The organism is Methylobacterium sp. P3_A11, from assembly GCF_056403155.1.
The window spans coordinates 1-14,933 of record NZ_JBFUGA010000129.1; the positions used below are offsets into that span (position 1 = coordinate 1).

Genomic DNA, 14,933 nt, shown 5'->3' on the forward strand with positions numbered 1-14,933 from the left:
GCGCAGGACCGGCTCGCCGCGGAGACCGGCGCCGCCCAGCGCGCGGCCGCGCTCGGCCTCGCCGACAGCTTCGAGCGCCAGGTCGGCGGCATCGTGGAGGCGGTGTCGGCGGCGGCCGCCCAGCTGGAGACCTCCGCGCACGGCATGGCCCGGGCCGCCCAGGACACGACCGATCTCAGCCGCGCGGTGGCCGGATCCGCGGAATCCGCCGCCCGCTCGGCCGACACGGTGGCGGCGGCCACCGAGGAACTCACCGCCTCGGTCCGGGAGATCGGCGTGCAGGTCGGGGCCTCGGCCGACCTCGCCGCCGCCGCGACCCGGGACGCCGACGGGATGGCCGGGGAGGTGCAGCGCCTCGCCCAGGCGGCGGGCAGCATCGGGGAGATCGTCGCGATGATCTCGCAGATCGCCGGCCAGACGAACCTCCTGGCGCTCAACGCGACGATCGAGGCGGCCCGGGCCGGCGAGGCGGGCCGGGGCTTCGCGGTGGTGGCCGCCGAGGTCAAGCACCTCGCCGAGCAGACGGGGCGCGCCACCGGGGAGATCGCCGCCAAGGTCGCGGAGATCACCGGATCGACCGAGGCCTCGGTCCGCTCGATCGGCGGCATCACCGAGGTGATCCGCACCCTCGCCCGGATCGGCGCCGAGATCGCCGCCATGGTGGAGCAGCAGGGGGCGGCGACTGCCGAGATCGCCCGGACCACCGCGCAGACCTCGCAGGACACCCGGGGCGTCTCGGGCCACATGGCGGGCGTCGGCACGGCGGCCGGCACGGCGAGCCAGGGCTCGGCCCAGGTGCTGCGGGCGGCGGCCGACCTCTCCCGTCAGGCGGGCGACCTGCGCGGGGCGGTCGAAGGCTTCCTGGCCCGGGTCCGGGCCGCCTGAGAACGGGGTTCCCAAAGGGCAGGCCCTTTGGCGGGGTGTCGGGGCGGAGCCCCGACACCGGTCGAAGGCCGACCATCGAGCTGCATCCGCGGAGGGTCCCGACCCTCCGGACCCGGGTTTCCTACGCCAGCCCGAGACCGAGGAGCCGGTCGGCGTTGCGCCAGAGGGCGGCCTCCAGGGCCTCCTCGGAGAGCCCGAGGGCGCGGAAATCGGCCACGCCCTGGCCCATCGGCCGGAACGGGAACGAGGAGCCGAACAGGAACTGGTCCTTCATGAAGCCGTTCGCCGCCTCGACGTAGAGGCCGCCGCCGGGCGCGAAGGTGTACATGTCGGGCGAGACGAAGACGTTGGCGTTGCGGAAGGCCACGGTCACCATCTCGGCGACGTTCGGGTAGAACCCGTGGCAGCACACGATCGGCAGATTCGGGAAGGCCTTGGCGACCCGGTCCACCGCCAGGGGGTCGTTGAGGCGCAGGTCCGGAGTCGTCGGACCTGACATCACGAAGGCCGGGACCTTGAGGTCCTCGCACAGGGCGTAGAGCGGCAGCAGCCGCGCGTCGTCGGCCTTCATCGCCTCCCGGTAGAAGCCGGCATCCAGGTTGATCCCCCTGAAGCCGAGTTCGGTCACGGCGCGCGTCGCCTCCGCCAGGGCGGCCTTGCGGCCGAGCTTGACCGGATCGACCGAGGCGATTCCGACGAGGCGCTTCGGGTCGTGACGGGCCGCCGCCGCGAGGGCGTCGTTCGGGACCCGCACCCCCGGGACCGAGCGGGCGACCATCACGGCGACGTCGATCCCGGCCCCGTCCATCTCGGCGCGGAAGCCCTCGATCGTCGCACCGCGGGTGAAGTGCTCGACCTCCCGGCTGCCGACCCGTGCGTTCAGCCAGCGCGCGACGCCGAATTCCGGCGTGCCGGCCTCGGCGCCGAAGAACCGGTGCAGGAAGGTCGGGCGGCTGCGCATGTCCACGACGGGCATGGTCTTATGATTCTCCAGTGCGTTCGAGAGGTGTCGTCCTGTCTACCGGGACGTCCCGGATTTCCAAAGGGCACCGGCGCTTCGGCGGGCGATCGGGGCGGCGCCCCGATGCAACGGTCGGAGCCCGACGGCACGGCTTCGCACCGCACCCACCGCGCGCGTCCCGACCCTCCGGATCCGGACGCGTCTCAGTGCGAGACGGCTTCCAGCACCTTGCCGCGGGTCTCGACCCCGAGGGTGAGGACCAGCAGGGCCGCGATCAGGAAGCCGCCCGCGCCGACCTGGAAAGCCGCGGCCGGGCCGTAGTCGCGCACGAGCACCGGCACGATCATCGGTCCCAGGATCGCACCGATCCGCCCGAAGGCCGAGGCGAAGCCGGCCCCCGTGGCCCGGGCTCGGGTCGGATACAGCTCCGGCGTGTAGGCGTAGAGGCAGCTCCACATGCCGAACATGAACAGCTGCATCACGAAACCGGAGACGAACAGCCAGGTCTCGCCGACGGCGTTGCCGTACAGGTAGGCCGACGCCGCCGCGCAGACGAGGAACAGGGCGGTGGTCGGCTTGCGGCCGATCCGCTCCAGCAGCTGGGCCGCCGCGGCGAAGCCCGGGATGCCGCCCAGGGTGATCAGGGTGACGAAGCCCACCGAGCCGACGATGGAGAAGCCGCGCTCCTTGAGCAGCACGGCGATCCAGGAATTGAGCCCGAAGAAGCCGATCAGCGCGAAGAACCACAGGCCGAAGGCCATCACGGTGCGCAGGCGGTATTCGGGCGCGAACAGGGTCGCGACGGCGCCGAGCCGCGGGCCGGGCGCGGCGTCGGCGACCGGGCCGGGCACGACCGGGGGCAGGGGCCGTCCCGTGGCCCGCTCCATCCGGGTCATCACGGCGTCGGCCTCGGCGGCTCGGCCGGCCTCGGCGAGCCAGCGGGGCGATTCCGGCATGGACCGGCGCACGGCCAGGACCACGAGGGACAGCAGGCCGACCACCACGAAGGCCCAGCGCCAGCCGAGATAGGGCAGCACGAAGAAGCTGATCGCGCCCGAGAGCACGTAGCCGACCGCCCAGAACCCCTCCAGGATCGCGATGTACTTGCCGCGGACCTGCGCGGGGACGATCTCCGAGACCATCGCCTGAGCCACCGGCGCCTCGCCGCCGACGCCGACCCCGATCAGGAACCGGCAGGCCATCAGAACGGGCAGGCTCCAGGCGGCCGCCGCCGCGAGGCTCGCCAGGCCCCAGACCACCATGGTGACCTGGAACACCGCCCTGCGGCCGAACCGGTCGGAGGCGGTGCCCGCGAGGATGTTGCCGACGAGCTGGCCCGCGAAGGTCATGGCGGCGAGCCGGCCGGCCTCGGTCGGCGTCAGGCCGAACGCCGCCACGATCGCGCCGAGCAGGAAGGTCAGGAGGGCCACGTCGATCTGGTCGACGAGCCACGCCGAGGCGATGATCGCGAAGATCCTGCGCTGGTAGCCCGACATGGGCAGCCGCTCCAGGCGCGCCGCGATGTCGGAGACGGCGGGCCGCGCGAACCCGGGAGAGAGGGCGGCCGGACGTTCGGCGGATGGCGGCGCGGCTGACTGTCTCCCGCCGCGCCCGGACGGTTCCGGGGCGGTTCGGCGGCTCCGGTACAGCACGCCGGGCCTCCGGAACAGGAACGACCGGCGCCGGGCGGCCCCGGCGTTCAGGGCCGGCGCCGCCGCCGGATCGGCGGGCTCAGTCGGGAATCGCGAACCCGATCGACAGGCACAGGGCCGCGACGGCCGTCAGAGCCATGGCGGCCTGACGGACCTGGTGCCAGCGCGCGCTGCGCGCGCGCTCCTCCGGGCTGGCGCCCAGCTGCAATTCGTCGTCGAAGCCCCTTACGAAGGTTTCGAAGCTCGGGAAGGCCCGCCGTGCGAGCCAAATCCACACGCCGACGGCGAGCAGGCTGAAGGCCCAGCCGCCGTAGGTAAACGCATCGTCCAGCATCCGGCGCAGCCTTCCAGCCTACGCCCCCCTCATCCGCCACTGTACGGCAAGGTGCGGAGATTGCCTAGGTGGGAGAACGGCTTCCGGCCCCGGCTTCGGGTTTCCGAACGTGTCCGGATCGCGCCTCAGCCCCCGGACCGGCCGAGGGCGTAGAGGGTGATGGCGGCCGCGTTCGAGACGTTGAGGCTGCGGATCGCCCCCGAGAACGGGATCCGGGCCAGGACATCGCAGCAGCCCCGGGTCCGCTCGCGCAGGCCCTTGCCCTCGGCGCCCAGCACGATCACCAGCGGCCGGGCGACCGTCAGCGCGTCGAGGCTCTCCGGCGCGTCGGAATCGAGGCCGACCCGGGTGAACCCGCGCTCGCCGAGGGCGATCAGGGCCTCGGCGAGATTCCGGACGGTCACGAACGGTACGTGCTCCAGGCCGCCGGAGGCGGATTTCGCCAGGACCCCGGTGGCGCCCGGCGCGTGGCGCGCCGTGGTGACGATCCCGGCCACCCCGAAGGCCGCGGCGGTGCGCACGATCGCCCCGACATTGTGCGGGTCCGTGATCTGGTCGAGGGCCAGCAGCAGCGCGTCGGCGGGCAGGTCGTCGAGGCCGGGGGCTGGCAGGGGCTCGGCCTCCAGGTACAGGCCCTGGTGGACGGCGTCCGGGCCGAGCAGGCGGCCGATGTCGCTCGGCCGCACCAGTTCCGGTGTGATCCGCACGGCGCCGCCGAACTCGGCCTCCAGCCGCGCGACCGCGTTCTCGGTGGCGAGCAGCCGGTGCAGGCCCCGCGCCGCGTTGCCCAGGGCCTGGACCACGGGATGCCAGCCGTAGAGCACCGTTGGGCCGTCGCTGCCCTCCCGGGGGTGACGGGCCGCGTCCGGCCTGTGGCCGGACCGGGGACCCGGGCGCCGGGCMCCGGGCGGACGGTGCTTGGAGAATCGACCACCGGGAGGCCGGTCGTCGTCGCGGCGGTCGGTCATCGGGACGCGATCGGGACGGGGGGCATCGGCGCACGCTTCTCTGAGGGTCCACTCGGAAGAACCCGACAAACCGGGAGGCGTCGCCCGCGTCAAGCCGGCATCGTGGGTCCTGTCGCGGCAGGGCTGTTCGCTCACGCCGCCGACCCAACCGTCGGTGCCCGAGCGGACGATTCCGGCTAGGAATGTGGACAACGACTGAATATTCCCATTTCTCCCTGTGCATTCCATGCTGACTCTGGTTCGTTCGCCAGAACGAACGATCGCCGCCGTACTAGGAAAGTTATCTGTACGAATCTTTCAGAGAGTCAGTTCAGCAGGTTATATGGGGTGTCAGATTTCACTTCCAGATCAGTGTGTTGGGTCGGTTTTGCGCATTCGATTCTGCGTGCTGCCGCATTGGACTCTGCGCAAACCTGTATTGGAATCTGCGTCGGGTCGAGCGGTTCGCGTATCGGAGTCTGCGACGCGGCGTATCCAATTCGGCGCGGATTCGGGTCGAGGCCGGTGGATAACGGGGACGGAACACGCCCGGCCGGCCGTATCGGACTCTGCGTCGGTCGGGGGGCCGGCGCCGGGCCGTATCGGACTCTGCGCGCTTCCCCGCAGCGGGTCCCTGCGCGCATCTCCGTGACCCGCCGCGGGAAGCGTGGATTGCCGGGACAAGCCCGCTCGGCCCGGGGCCATGGCGGCCGAATCGTGGCATGGCAGGATCGGGCCGCCCGTCCGTTCACCGGCGGGACGCGCCCATGCGCGGCGGGCCGAGGGGCGATGAGCATCGAGGAGAAGATCGCCGGGATCCACGCCCCGGACCTGCTGGCCGAGGTCGAGGCGGCGCGGGGCGGCTTCCTGTTCGCCCAGATCGTCGAGCATGTGCTGCACCGCCAGCGCGAGCGCGACGCCCAGGCCGCCCTCCTCGGCGAGGAGGAAAGCCGTCGGGCCGGCCTGTCGCGGGACCAGCGCCGACGGGACGCGGTGCGCCTCGTGATCGAGAACGAGCCGGCGCTCCCGTCGAGCCTCCAGCACATCCACTCGGTTCTGGCGCTGTGCGGCCTGCCCTACCGCGACCCCGGGCCGGTGCGCGAGTTCTCCCGCAGCTACGGGCGCAACTCCCTCAGCCTGATCGCGGGCCGGATCAAGGACCCGCTCACCGGTGCCTTCGAGCCCCAGGGTCTGCCTTACGGCCCCAAGGCCCGGCTGGTGCTCCTGCACCTCTGCACCGAGGCCGTACGCCAGCGCAGCCCCACCGTGAAGGTCGCCGAGACCCTGTCGGGCTTCATGCGCGAGATGGGCTTCGCGGTCACGGGGGGCGAGCGCGGCACCATCCGGCAGTTCAAGGAACAGCTGAACCGGCTGGCCGCCTGCTCCATGCAGATCGGCCTCTGGGACGGGCGCGACAGTGCCACCACCCTCAACGTCCCGCCGTTCCGCAGCCTCGAACTGTGGCGCCCCCGCGCCGGGGAAGGGGATGACGAGGCGGGGCGCACGGTGCGGTTCGACCCGGAATTCTACGAGACCCTGATCCGGCACGCCCTGCCGGTGGACGTGCGGGCGGCGCGGGCGTTCTCGGGCTCGGCGCGCAAGCTCGATCTGCTGTTCTGGACCGGCTACCGCCTGCGCGCGCTGCAGCGACCGCTTCGCCTGACCTGGGCCAACCTCCACGCGCAGTTCGGGGCCGAGAATGCCTCCATCCGCAGCTTCCGGCAGGCGTTCAAGGCGGACCTCGCGCATCTGCGCGAGGTTTTTCCGCGGCTGCCGCTGGTGCTCGATGAGGGCGGCCTGACCCTGCATCCGGCCGATCCGAGCGCGCTGCTCGTGCCGCCCCGGCCGGCCTCGAAAGGAATACGAAAGCGCTCAAAGGAATAGAGCCCTGGGAACGGAACACGGAATTCACTGACGCACGACGGAATTCCCGCACGCCCTCATTCCCAACGGCACCAGGCACGCCTATACATTCCTTCCGTCTGGAGGGAACATCCCGTGGGTCTGTCGGAATCCGAGATCGAGGCGCGGCTCGCCGCCTTGCGGCGTCGGCGCGAGGCGCTCGATCGGGAGATCGCCGATCTCGTGCTCTATCTCGAACTCGGCCGCCGCCTGGCGGCCGCCGGGTCCGACGCGCGGCAGGATCCCGCCCCCGTTTCCGGTCGGCCCACGGTCCCCGCCCGGGACCCTGCCTGGGATCCTGCCGACGCTCCGTCAGAGCGGGAGCGGGGCGTTCCGGAGGTCCGGTCCGGATCCGCTTCGGGCGCGGGCGCCCCGTCGCGCGGCCTGGGGGCGGCCGAACACCTTCGGGAGGCGCGTTCCGGATCCCGGCCCGAAACCTCCGGCGGCCGCGTCCCGATCCCGCCGGCCATCGCCTTCACGGAGGATGCCGCCGGCGCCCGCCGCTACGGCCGGGCCGTGGTGGAGGCGGCCGCTGCCGCGATCGCGCGCGCGGGCCGGCCGCTGCACGCGTCCGAGATCCTGGAGGAGCTCGTCGGGCAGGGCTTCACCCTGCCCGGTCGGGATCCGGTGGCAGCCCTCAACACGCGCCTGTGGAAGCGGGCCGGGCCGGGCGGGCCGCTGATCCGGGTCGGCGAGGCCACCTACGCCCTGGCATCGTCGGATCCGGAACGCGCCTGAGGGACGGCCGGGTCACGAAGACGTGACGCCGGGCCGGGTCGCCGTCTCCCCCATATTGGGGTCGTTGGGGTGCCGGAAACCTGCTTGGCTGCCGTCGTTCAGGCGGGGCGCCGGCCGTTTCCGGGCATCGGCGCTGCCCAAGCGGGGCGGGGGTGCCATGGACGAGATCGGCGGTGGCGGATCACCGGGAGGTTGCGATGACGACGGCCCTTGCCATGCCGGCCGCGCAGGTCTGCGCCTTCGTGCTCGGTTGCGCGGTGATCCACGCCGCCCGCGCCCATGCGGAGCTGATCACGCGGCTGCTCGCCGTCGCGGCCGTCGGAGCGGCCGTGCTGGTGCTCCTCGTGGCCTCCCTCGACTACGCGCCGGAGGCCGGCGAGTCCTTCGACGAGGTCACGGTCTACGCGGCGTCCTGAGCCGGCGGCCGAGTCCGGTACGGCCGGGCCGATCGCTCAGTTGACGAGGCAGAATCCGAGACCGGTGCCGACGCGCCGCTCCTGCGCGCACCACGGCTTGGGGGCTGCGGACGGGGCCTTCAGGCTGGCGGTCGTCTGCGTGGCATCGGATGCGGCGCTTCGGAGCGCGGGGCCGCCGGGTGGCGTCCGTGCGGGCTCGGGCCGGATCGCGGCCTGATCCGGAACCGCCCCGAGTCGCAATCCCGGCGGGACGGTACCGTCCGGCGCGATGGGGCTCGCCGTCACCGGCTGCGCCGCCTCGGGCGGGCTCAGGGTCGCGAGGCCGGGCATGTCCTGTGCCGCTGCGGCGCCGCACAGGACCAGGCATGCGGCCGGGGCCGCGAGGAACCTGATCATCGACGAAGCTCCTGACGAGACTCATTCCGGCGGCCGATCCCGCGCAGCGGGCCTACCGTATGGGCGAGAGTGGCGTTCATCCCGTTAAGGGCGCGCGAAGATTCAGGATTAACCGGTCTTGAAGATGGGGCCGGCCCCGGGTTCGCGACGGGACGGACCGGGATCCGCGGCGGGATGCCCCCCGCAGGACCGGTGGCCCCTCCGCGGAGCCGGCTCGGAGCTTCGCGTCGGAAGTCCCCGTCCTGGCAGGCCCCGCGCCGGGGAGGCTTCGCCTCCGGCCCGGGGCGCCCTGGCGCAGCGATCCAAACGAAAGCGTCAGCGGCGTTTGGAAGATTGGTGCCCCAACAAGGACCGAGGGCTCATGCGCAGGGACGCGGTGGCTGCGTCCGAGCCCTAGCGGGCCGGCGCCGCCACCGCGGCGGCGAGCCGGTCGTGGGGAACGCCCGACCCGCCGACCACGGCGATCCGGCTGCCGGCGGCGCTGCGCCGGCTCGCCCAATCGCCGATCATCTCCAGGCAGGTGTGGTCGATCGCCGCGAGGTTGTCGGTGGCGAGGCGGACCTCGCCGCCCGCGGGGGTGCGCTCCAGGGCCGCCGTGAGGCTCGGCAGCTGCAGGAAGGTCGCCGCCCCCGACAGCCGCAGTTCCGGCACGCCGGGCACCTCCGGAGCCGCCGCGTGCTCGATCCGGAGCCGGCCCTTGCGCAGGCTCGGCAGGGCCTGGACGAGGCTCAGGGCGAGGCCGGCGAGCACGCCGGTGAGCAGGTCCACCGCCACCACGGTGGCCATCGTGGCGAGCCAGATGGCCGCGGTCAGCCAGCCGTACCGGGCCTGCAGGTGCAGGGCATGGGCCGGGCTCGCCAGCCGCCAGCCGGTGACCACCAGGATGCCGGCGAGGCTCGCGGTCGGCACCAGGGCGAGCAACCAGGGCAGGACGAGCAGGAAGGCCAGGATCCAGGTGCCGTGCATCACCGTGGCGGCCCGGCTCACGGCCCCGGCCTGGACGTTGGCCGAGGAGCGCACGATCACCCCGGTCATCGGCAGCGCACCGAGGAGCCCGCAGATCAGGTTGCCGATCCCCTGCGCGCCGAGTTCCCGGTCGAAGCGGGTGCGCGGGCCGTCATGCATCCGGTCGACGGCCGCCGCCGACAGCAGGCTCTCGGCGCTGGCGATCACCGCGATGACCAGGGCCATGATCAGGATCTCGGCCTCGGCGAGCCGCGCCCAGGCCTCGGCCCCCGGCAGGGCGAGGCCGGAGAACAGCGCCTCCGGCACCGCCACGCGCTTGACGGCGAGATCCCCGAGACCGGCCGCCAAGCCGCCCGCCACCACGCCGACCAGCGCCCCGGGCAGGAGCCGGAGCCGCGCCGGGCGCAGCCGCTCCCAGGCGATCATCGCCGCGATGGTGATCCCGCCGACGATCACGGCGCCGGTGCGGTCGCCCGCGCCGGTGACGAAGTCGAAGAACGCGGCCGGGATCGCCACGAGGTTGTCGAGGCCGCTCGCCCGGGGGAGGGCGTCGGTCAGGACGTGGATCTGGGCGAGCACGATCAGGATGCCGATGCCGGCCAGCATGCCGTGCACCACGGCCGGCGAGATCGCCCGGAACCAGCCGCCGACCCGCAGGGCGCCGGCGGCGAGCTGGACGAGGCCGGCCACCACCAGGACCGGGCCGAGGGCGTCGAGCCCGTGCGCCTGCACGAATCCGTACACGATCACGGCGAGCCCCGCGGCGGGTCCGCTGACCTGGAGCGGCGAGCCCGCGATGAGGCCGACCACGATGCCGCCGACGATGCCGGTGATCAGGCCGCGTTCCGGCGGCACGCCGGACGCGATGGCGATGCCCATGCACAGGGGCAGCGCCACCAGGAAGACCACCACGGAGGCGGGCAGGTCCCGGGCGAGGTTCGTCCGGACGGCGCCCCCAGGGGCGAGGGCTGCGGTCAGGCTGTTGGGGATCCGCATGGGTCAGGCCGCCTGCAGGCGGCTGCCGGCGGAGGAATCCTGCGCCACGGGCATGTCGGCCCCGGCGATCGGCCGGAAGCGCCCCCCCGCGCCGTCATAGGCCAGGAGGGCACCGGTCTCGATCTCGAAGAACCAGCCGTGCAGCCGCAGGGACCCCTTGGCGAGGGCGGCGGCGACGCTCGGATGGGTGCGCAGGTTGGCGAGCTGGACCACCACGTTCTCCAGGGCCAGGGCGTGGTGGCGGGCCTGCGCGTCCATCCCCTCGGGATAGGCCTCGCAGACGATCCGCTCGGCGGCCTCGGCGTGGCGCAGCCAGGCCGCGACGCTGGGCATCCGCTTGAGCAGATCCCGGTTCATCAGTCCCTTCATGGCGCCGCAATCGGAATGGCCGCAGACCACGATGTCGCGCACGCCCAGAGCCACCACGGCGTACTCGATCGCCGAGGAGACGCCGCCGACCACGTCGGAGGCCGGGGGCACGATGTTGCCGGCGTTGCGGCAGACGAACAGGTCCCCCGGCCCCGCCTGGGTGATGTGTTCGGGCGAGACCCGGGAATCCGCGCAGGCGATGATCAGCGCGCTGGGGTGCTGACCGTCGCGCACCAGCTGCTGGTACATCTGCCGCTGCCCGGGAAAGACGCTGCCCTGGAAGCTGGCGATGCCCTGGATGATGGTGTTCATGAAGGGGACCCTGACGCTGGGTGAACCGGAGGACGGAACGGGGACGGGCGATGCGCGCAGGCCGCGCCCGTCAGAGGCCGGACGGAGCGTGCGGAAGGGGCGTTCTGAGCGGCGTTCGAAGCGGATCATGGCCGCCCGGCTGGTGGGGCCGGGCGGAGGCGGGCGAACCGCCGGCCCGGAGCCGGACTGTCGGTCTCAGCGCCGGATCCGGTGGGGGGCGGCGATTCCGGAGGCCCAGTGCGGGTCGACCGTCCGGCCGCGCGCGACCGTCGCCCCCGCCCTGTCGTGAAGCATCGGCGCACCGAGGAGCTGCCCGGTCCCGGCGCGCTGCGAGTAGAGCGAGCGCGGGTCGTGATGGGGATCGCTGATGTAGGAACTCATGTGGCCGCCGCCGGCGGCCTGACGGCTGCCGCCGCCGCCCTCGCCCGCCTGCGCCGCCAGGGGCACTCCGAGCAGGCCGGTCAGGAGGCCCAGAGCGAGACCGACCGTGGTGCCGCGGACCGGGAGGTGTCGTGACGGGGTCATGGCGTTTCCTCGCGTGTTCGTCTTGTGGCTAGGGACACCGCATCCCTGCCGACAAGTGCACACTAGGCAAACGCTTCGGATTAGTGTGTGCGTCTCAGCACATTACACCAACGAAAACTTTAATCCTCGTCGCTGAATTACTGGGTGTGGTCGCGCACGTCTTTGTCGTCTCACGAAATCGTCGGCGGGATTAAAGACGGACCTGTCTTCGACACGCGCGCATCGCGTCCTGCCGGGCCACCGGCAGGGGCGGCCGCCGTCCCGCCGCGTTGGGGCGGGGGCGACGTCGGGAGGACGCTGGATCGACGGCCGATGGGGCAGGCGCGGGTCGGGCAGGCGCGGGATCAGGGCCGCCCGGGGCGCGGACGCGGCGTCGGCCGGGTCTGCGCGGGGCCGGCGGGGGGCAGGGGATTGACCGCCTCGTAGACGAGCCCCGCCGCCTCGTACGCGAGGGTAGCGCTCCGGTTCCCGGCAAAACCCCGCTCCAGCAGGCGGGTGCCGAAGCCCGTCCGCGACGGGGGCACGACCGGGGGGCCGCCGCTTTCGCGCCAGCTCATCCGCAGGATGCAGGTCTCCGGACCGGACTCGACGGTCCAGGCCAGCGCCGCCTGCCCGCCCGGGATCGACAGGGCGCCGTGCTTGACCGCGTTGGTGCACAATTCGTGCAGGATCATCGTGAGCGCGAGCGCTCCCTCGGGTGACAGGCGCAGGTCCGGACCCTCCAGGGTGATGCGCGACGCCAACGCGGCCGCAGGATCCTCGCCCGGGGGCGCTTCATCCAGGAACGGCCGCAGGGCCTGGGTGGCGATGCCGCGCAGGTCCGCGCTCGCCCAGCTCTCGCGGGTCAGGATGTCGTGGGCGCGCGACAGGGCGAGCAGCCGCGCCTCGAACGCGTCGCGCCCCGCGGCGGCGGGGCCGCCGAGGTTCTTCAGGCTCTGCGCGGCCATCGACTGCACGGTCGCGAGGGTGTTCTTCACCCGATGGTTGAGTTCATCGATCAGGAGCCGGTGGGCCTCCGCGCGCCGGGCGAGCGTGTCCGCCGCCGCGCCCAGGGCGTCGGCGATCATCGCACTCTCGCGCACGCAGGAGCGGTGCAGGGGCGGCAGGGGCCGGTCGCGGCCCAGCGCCTCCGCGGCCACCGCGAGGTCCCGCAGCGGACGGGCGATCAGGCCGGCGAGCAGCCACGCGAGGAGCGCTGCCGCGAGCGCCACCGCGCCGCCGACCGCCAGGATGCCCCCGCGCAGGGCCGTCACCGAGGTCAGCGCCCGGTCGGCCGTCTGCCGCACCACCACCTGCCAGCCGAGGCCGGGATAGTCGCGGTGGCCGGCGGTGCCGGCATGGGCGCTGAGATACGCGGCGGTGCCGTCGGGCCAGGGGCCGACCCGGCTCGTGCCCTGCGGATCGAGGGGACGGCCGCCCGCCAGGACCGCCCGGGGCAGGGGAGCCCCCTGCAGGGCAGGTGGACCGAGGAGCACGGTGCCGTCGCGGGCCAGGATCAGGATCTCGGCGCCCGCACGGTGGCCCCGGAGCGATCCTTCGAGAAGCTGCGCCATGTCGCGCGCCCAGGTCCAGTCGAGATGGGCTGCCAGCACGCCGAGCATGTGCCCGTCCGGTGCCCGGATCGGGGCCGCGACGTCGATGAGGCGCAGGGGCTCGCGCGTCGCCGCGTGCAGGGCGGCCTCGGGCGGCGGCATCGGCGCCTGAAGGAGCTTGGCCGGGTGGACGTCCCCGACATAGGGTCCCGCGCGACCGCCCAGGAAGTAATCGCGGCCGGAGACGTCCGCGCCCTCCAGAGCGCCGGTGCTGGTCACCGCGACGTGCCCGTCGGCGTCGATGAGCCCGATGATCGAGTAGGCCGGGTAGGTCGCCTGGAGCCGCGCCATCACGGTCCGCTTGGCGGCCGGCCCGGTCTCGGGATCGCGCAGGCTCTCCGAGGCGGCGGCGATCTGGATGTCGCGCCAGCGCTCGAACATCCCGATATCGAGGCTCCGGGCCATCTGGCCGGCGATCTCGGTGAGCTGGCCGCCGACCTCCGCCTCGAGCCGTCGGGTCGCCTCGCGGCTCACGAGGGCGGCGACCGCCAGGGTGGCCAGAAGGCCGAGGGTACCGAAGCCCAGCGCCAGCACGGCGCGCAGCCGCGGCGCGCCCAACCCGCCGCGGAGGCCGCTCCGGTCCGCAGCAGCAGGGGGGGCCGCAGCAGCAGGGGGGGCCGATCGCGCGACCGCTTGCATCCGATCTCCCTCGGATCCGGCCGGCTCCCGCAGGGACTGCGTTCGTGCCCGCGAACCCGTCTCAGCACGGGACGCGGGCCTCAGCAAGACGGGAGCGCCTCCGGGGCAGCATAATTTCTATCGGTAGTTGCAGATTTACCCGTATCGTCTCGCGCTTCGCCCGGGCCGTCAGCCCCCGAGGAGGGCATGGGCCGCCCGGACCAGGATCCCGTCCGGCCGACGCAGGGCGCCGAGGACCGAGAAGTGCTCGGCATCGGGCACCGGCAGCAGGGAGCCCGGCGCATGGGCCGCTGCCCGCAGGGCGTGCAGGTTGCGGGCGTCGTGGATCAGGGCCGGCAATTCGCGGGAGCCGTAGGCGATGCAGAGCGGCTTCGCCACCACCGGGAGGCGCAGGGGCGACAGGGTCTCGACCTCCGCGTCGGTGAGGTTCAGCTTGGCGTTCAGATCGGTCTCGCGGATCGGCGCGAGGTCGTAGACGCCGGAGATCGCCAAGCCTGCCGCCACAGCCGGGTGGCCGAGTTGCATCGCAGTCAGCAGGCCGCCCGCCGACCAGCCCGACAGGACCAGGGGACCGCGGATCCCGTGGGCGGCCCCGTGGGCGGCGAGCCAGTCGAGGGCCGCGCCGATCTCGGCCACGATCCGGGTGAGGCTCGCCTCCGGCGCCAGGGTGTAGCCGACCATCGCCACCGACCAGCCGGCGGCGTTCGGCCCCTGCGCGAAGCAGGCGAACAGCTCCCGGGCGCCGCGCTGCCAGTACCCCCCGTGGATGAAGACCAGGCAGGGCGCCGCGCCGTCCCGGGCCGGATAGAGGTCGAGGGCGTTGCGGGCGCCCGGGCCGTACGGCACGTCGAGACCGGCCGGATGCGCGGCCCGGTAGGCCGCCGAGGCGGCATCCCGGGCGGCCACCTGATCGGCGCTGTCGGCCACCGCGCGGGTGTTGTCGTAGCAGGCGTTCCGCGCCTCCTGCGCAAGGGCGGCCCACCGGCGGCGCGGATCCGCGGGGGTCGGATCGTCCAGGCGGAACTCCGGTACCATCGTGGCTGTCTCAGGCTGTCCCGATCGCCCGCACCATGGCAGGCGGCCGGGCCTCGGTCGAGGCGGATCGGGGCGCCGGCTCCCGACGCCCGGCAAACCATCCCCAACGATCCCCATGGATGGATCGTCCGAGCGATTCAGAAGCCGGGCGCGGCCCCAGGGATCGTGCCGCCATAGCCCCAGCCCGTGAAGGGGGGCGCGGCGACCCGCTCCCGCGTCGCCGGGGCGAACACCCGCGCGGGCGGGCGCGGCGGCTGCCAGACCCGCC

At 73.4% G+C, this 14,933-nt stretch carries 14 protein-coding genes; 4 read left to right on the forward strand and 10 right to left on the reverse strand.

Annotated features, from left to right (window positions below):
- The coding region (locus tag AC1DXK_RS27035) for a methyl-accepting chemotaxis protein (RefSeq protein ID WP_477299478.1) at positions 1-885 on the forward strand (885 nt) is incomplete at its 5' end.
- Positions 886-1,006: 121 nt separating this feature from the next.
- Here AC1DXK_RS27035 and AC1DXK_RS27040 read toward each other — a convergent pair.
- From AC1DXK_RS27040 to AC1DXK_RS27055, 4 genes are all read right to left on the reverse strand, one after another.
- Entirely contained in the window at positions 1,007-1,861 is an 855-nt protein-coding gene (locus AC1DXK_RS27040) for an amidohydrolase family protein (RefSeq protein ID WP_457108614.1), read from the reverse strand.
- A gap of 188 nt (positions 1,862-2,049) precedes the next feature.
- The gene (locus AC1DXK_RS27045) at positions 2,050-3,342 is read right to left on the reverse strand and encodes an MFS transporter (RefSeq protein ID WP_457108613.1); all 1,293 of its coding nucleotides are present in this window, start codon (positions 3,340-3,342) and stop codon (positions 2,050-2,052) included.
- A gap of 235 nt (positions 3,343-3,577) precedes the next feature.
- Complete coding sequence (locus AC1DXK_RS27050; RefSeq protein WP_457108612.1) at positions 3,578-3,832, reverse strand: hypothetical protein; 255 nt, start codon at positions 3,830-3,832, stop codon at positions 3,578-3,580.
- 125 nt (positions 3,833-3,957) lie between these two features.
- Entirely contained in the window at positions 3,958-4,800 is an 843-nt protein-coding gene (locus tag AC1DXK_RS27055) for a TrmH family RNA methyltransferase (protein WP_457108611.1), read from the reverse strand.
- Between the two features lie 768 nt (positions 4,801-5,568).
- Here AC1DXK_RS27055 and AC1DXK_RS27060 point away from each other — a divergent pair.
- The 3 genes from AC1DXK_RS27060 (at position 5,569) to AC1DXK_RS27070 (ending at position 7,835) form a co-directional block, all read left to right on the forward strand.
- A complete protein-coding gene (locus AC1DXK_RS27060; protein ID WP_457108610.1) occupies positions 5,569-6,663 on the forward strand; it encodes a replication protein RepA in 1,095 nt (364 codons plus the stop codon).
- A gap of 114 nt (positions 6,664-6,777) precedes the next feature.
- A complete protein-coding gene (locus AC1DXK_RS27065; RefSeq protein WP_457108609.1) occupies positions 6,778-7,419 on the forward strand; it encodes a hypothetical protein in 642 nt (213 codons plus the stop codon).
- A gap of 197 nt (positions 7,420-7,616) precedes the next feature.
- The gene (locus AC1DXK_RS27070) at positions 7,617-7,835 is read left to right on the forward strand and encodes a hypothetical protein (RefSeq protein WP_457108608.1); all 219 of its coding nucleotides are present in this window, start codon (positions 7,617-7,619) and stop codon (positions 7,833-7,835) included.
- Positions 7,836-7,871: 36 nt separating this feature from the next.
- Here the strand turns inward: AC1DXK_RS27070 and AC1DXK_RS27075 are convergent, their stop codons facing one another.
- From AC1DXK_RS27075 to AC1DXK_RS27100, 6 genes are all read right to left on the reverse strand, one after another.
- Entirely contained in the window at positions 7,872-8,231 is a 360-nt protein-coding gene (locus tag AC1DXK_RS27075; RefSeq protein ID WP_457108607.1) for a hypothetical protein, read from the reverse strand.
- Between the two features lie 393 nt (positions 8,232-8,624).
- Complete coding sequence (locus tag AC1DXK_RS27080; protein WP_457108606.1) at positions 8,625-10,193, reverse strand: SulP family inorganic anion transporter; 1,569 nt, start codon at positions 10,191-10,193, stop codon at positions 8,625-8,627.
- Positions 10,194-10,196: 3 nt separating this feature from the next.
- The gene (locus AC1DXK_RS27085; RefSeq protein WP_457108605.1) at positions 10,197-10,874 is read right to left on the reverse strand and encodes a carbonic anhydrase; all 678 of its coding nucleotides are present in this window, start codon (positions 10,872-10,874) and stop codon (positions 10,197-10,199) included.
- Between the two features lie 195 nt (positions 10,875-11,069).
- On the reverse strand, positions 11,070-11,399 hold the full coding sequence (locus AC1DXK_RS27090; protein ID WP_457108604.1) for a hypothetical protein: 330 nt from the start codon (positions 11,397-11,399) through the stop codon (positions 11,070-11,072).
- Positions 11,400-11,743: 344 nt separating this feature from the next.
- On the reverse strand, positions 11,744-13,549 hold the full coding sequence (locus AC1DXK_RS27095; protein ID WP_477299479.1) for an HWE histidine kinase domain-containing protein: 1,806 nt from the start codon (positions 13,547-13,549) through the stop codon (positions 11,744-11,746).
- Between the two features lie 249 nt (positions 13,550-13,798).
- Positions 13,799-14,665: an alpha/beta hydrolase gene (locus AC1DXK_RS27100; RefSeq protein WP_457108602.1), complete on the reverse strand. Its 867-nt coding sequence runs from the start codon at positions 14,663-14,665 to the stop codon at positions 13,799-13,801.
- Positions 14,666-14,933: the final 268 nt, after the last annotated feature.

Bases quoted from the DNA above. Each gene is read 5' to 3' on its own strand.
- AC1DXK_RS27040 (WP_457108614.1), bottom strand. From the start codon at position 1,861: ATGCCCGTCGTGGACATGCGCAGCCGCCCGACCTTCCTGCACCGGTTC.
- AC1DXK_RS27045 (WP_457108613.1), bottom strand. From the start codon at position 3,342: ATGTCGGGCTACCAGCGCAGGATCTTCGCGATCATCGCCTCGGCGTGG.
- AC1DXK_RS27050 (WP_457108612.1), bottom strand. From the start codon at position 3,832: ATGCTGGACGATGCGTTTACCTACGGCGGCTGGGCCTTCAGCCTGCTC.
- AC1DXK_RS27060 (WP_457108610.1), top strand. From the start codon at position 5,569: ATGAGCATCGAGGAGAAGATCGCCGGGATCCACGCCCCGGACCTGCTG.
- AC1DXK_RS27070 (WP_457108608.1), top strand. From the start codon at position 7,617: ATGACGACGGCCCTTGCCATGCCGGCCGCGCAGGTCTGCGCCTTCGTG.
- AC1DXK_RS27075 (WP_457108607.1), bottom strand. From the start codon at position 8,231: ATGATCAGGTTCCTCGCGGCCCCGGCCGCATGCCTGGTCCTGTGCGGC.
- AC1DXK_RS27080 (WP_457108606.1), bottom strand. From the start codon at position 10,193: ATGCGGATCCCCAACAGCCTGACCGCAGCCCTCGCCCCTGGGGGCGCC.
- AC1DXK_RS27085 (WP_457108605.1), bottom strand. From the start codon at position 10,874: ATGAACACCATCATCCAGGGCATCGCCAGCTTCCAGGGCAGCGTCTTT.
- AC1DXK_RS27090 (WP_457108604.1), bottom strand. From the start codon at position 11,399: ATGACCCCGTCACGACACCTCCCGGTCCGCGGCACCACGGTCGGTCTC.
- AC1DXK_RS27100 (WP_457108602.1), bottom strand. From the start codon at position 14,665: ATGGTACCGGAGTTCCGCCTGGACGATCCGACCCCCGCGGATCCGCGC.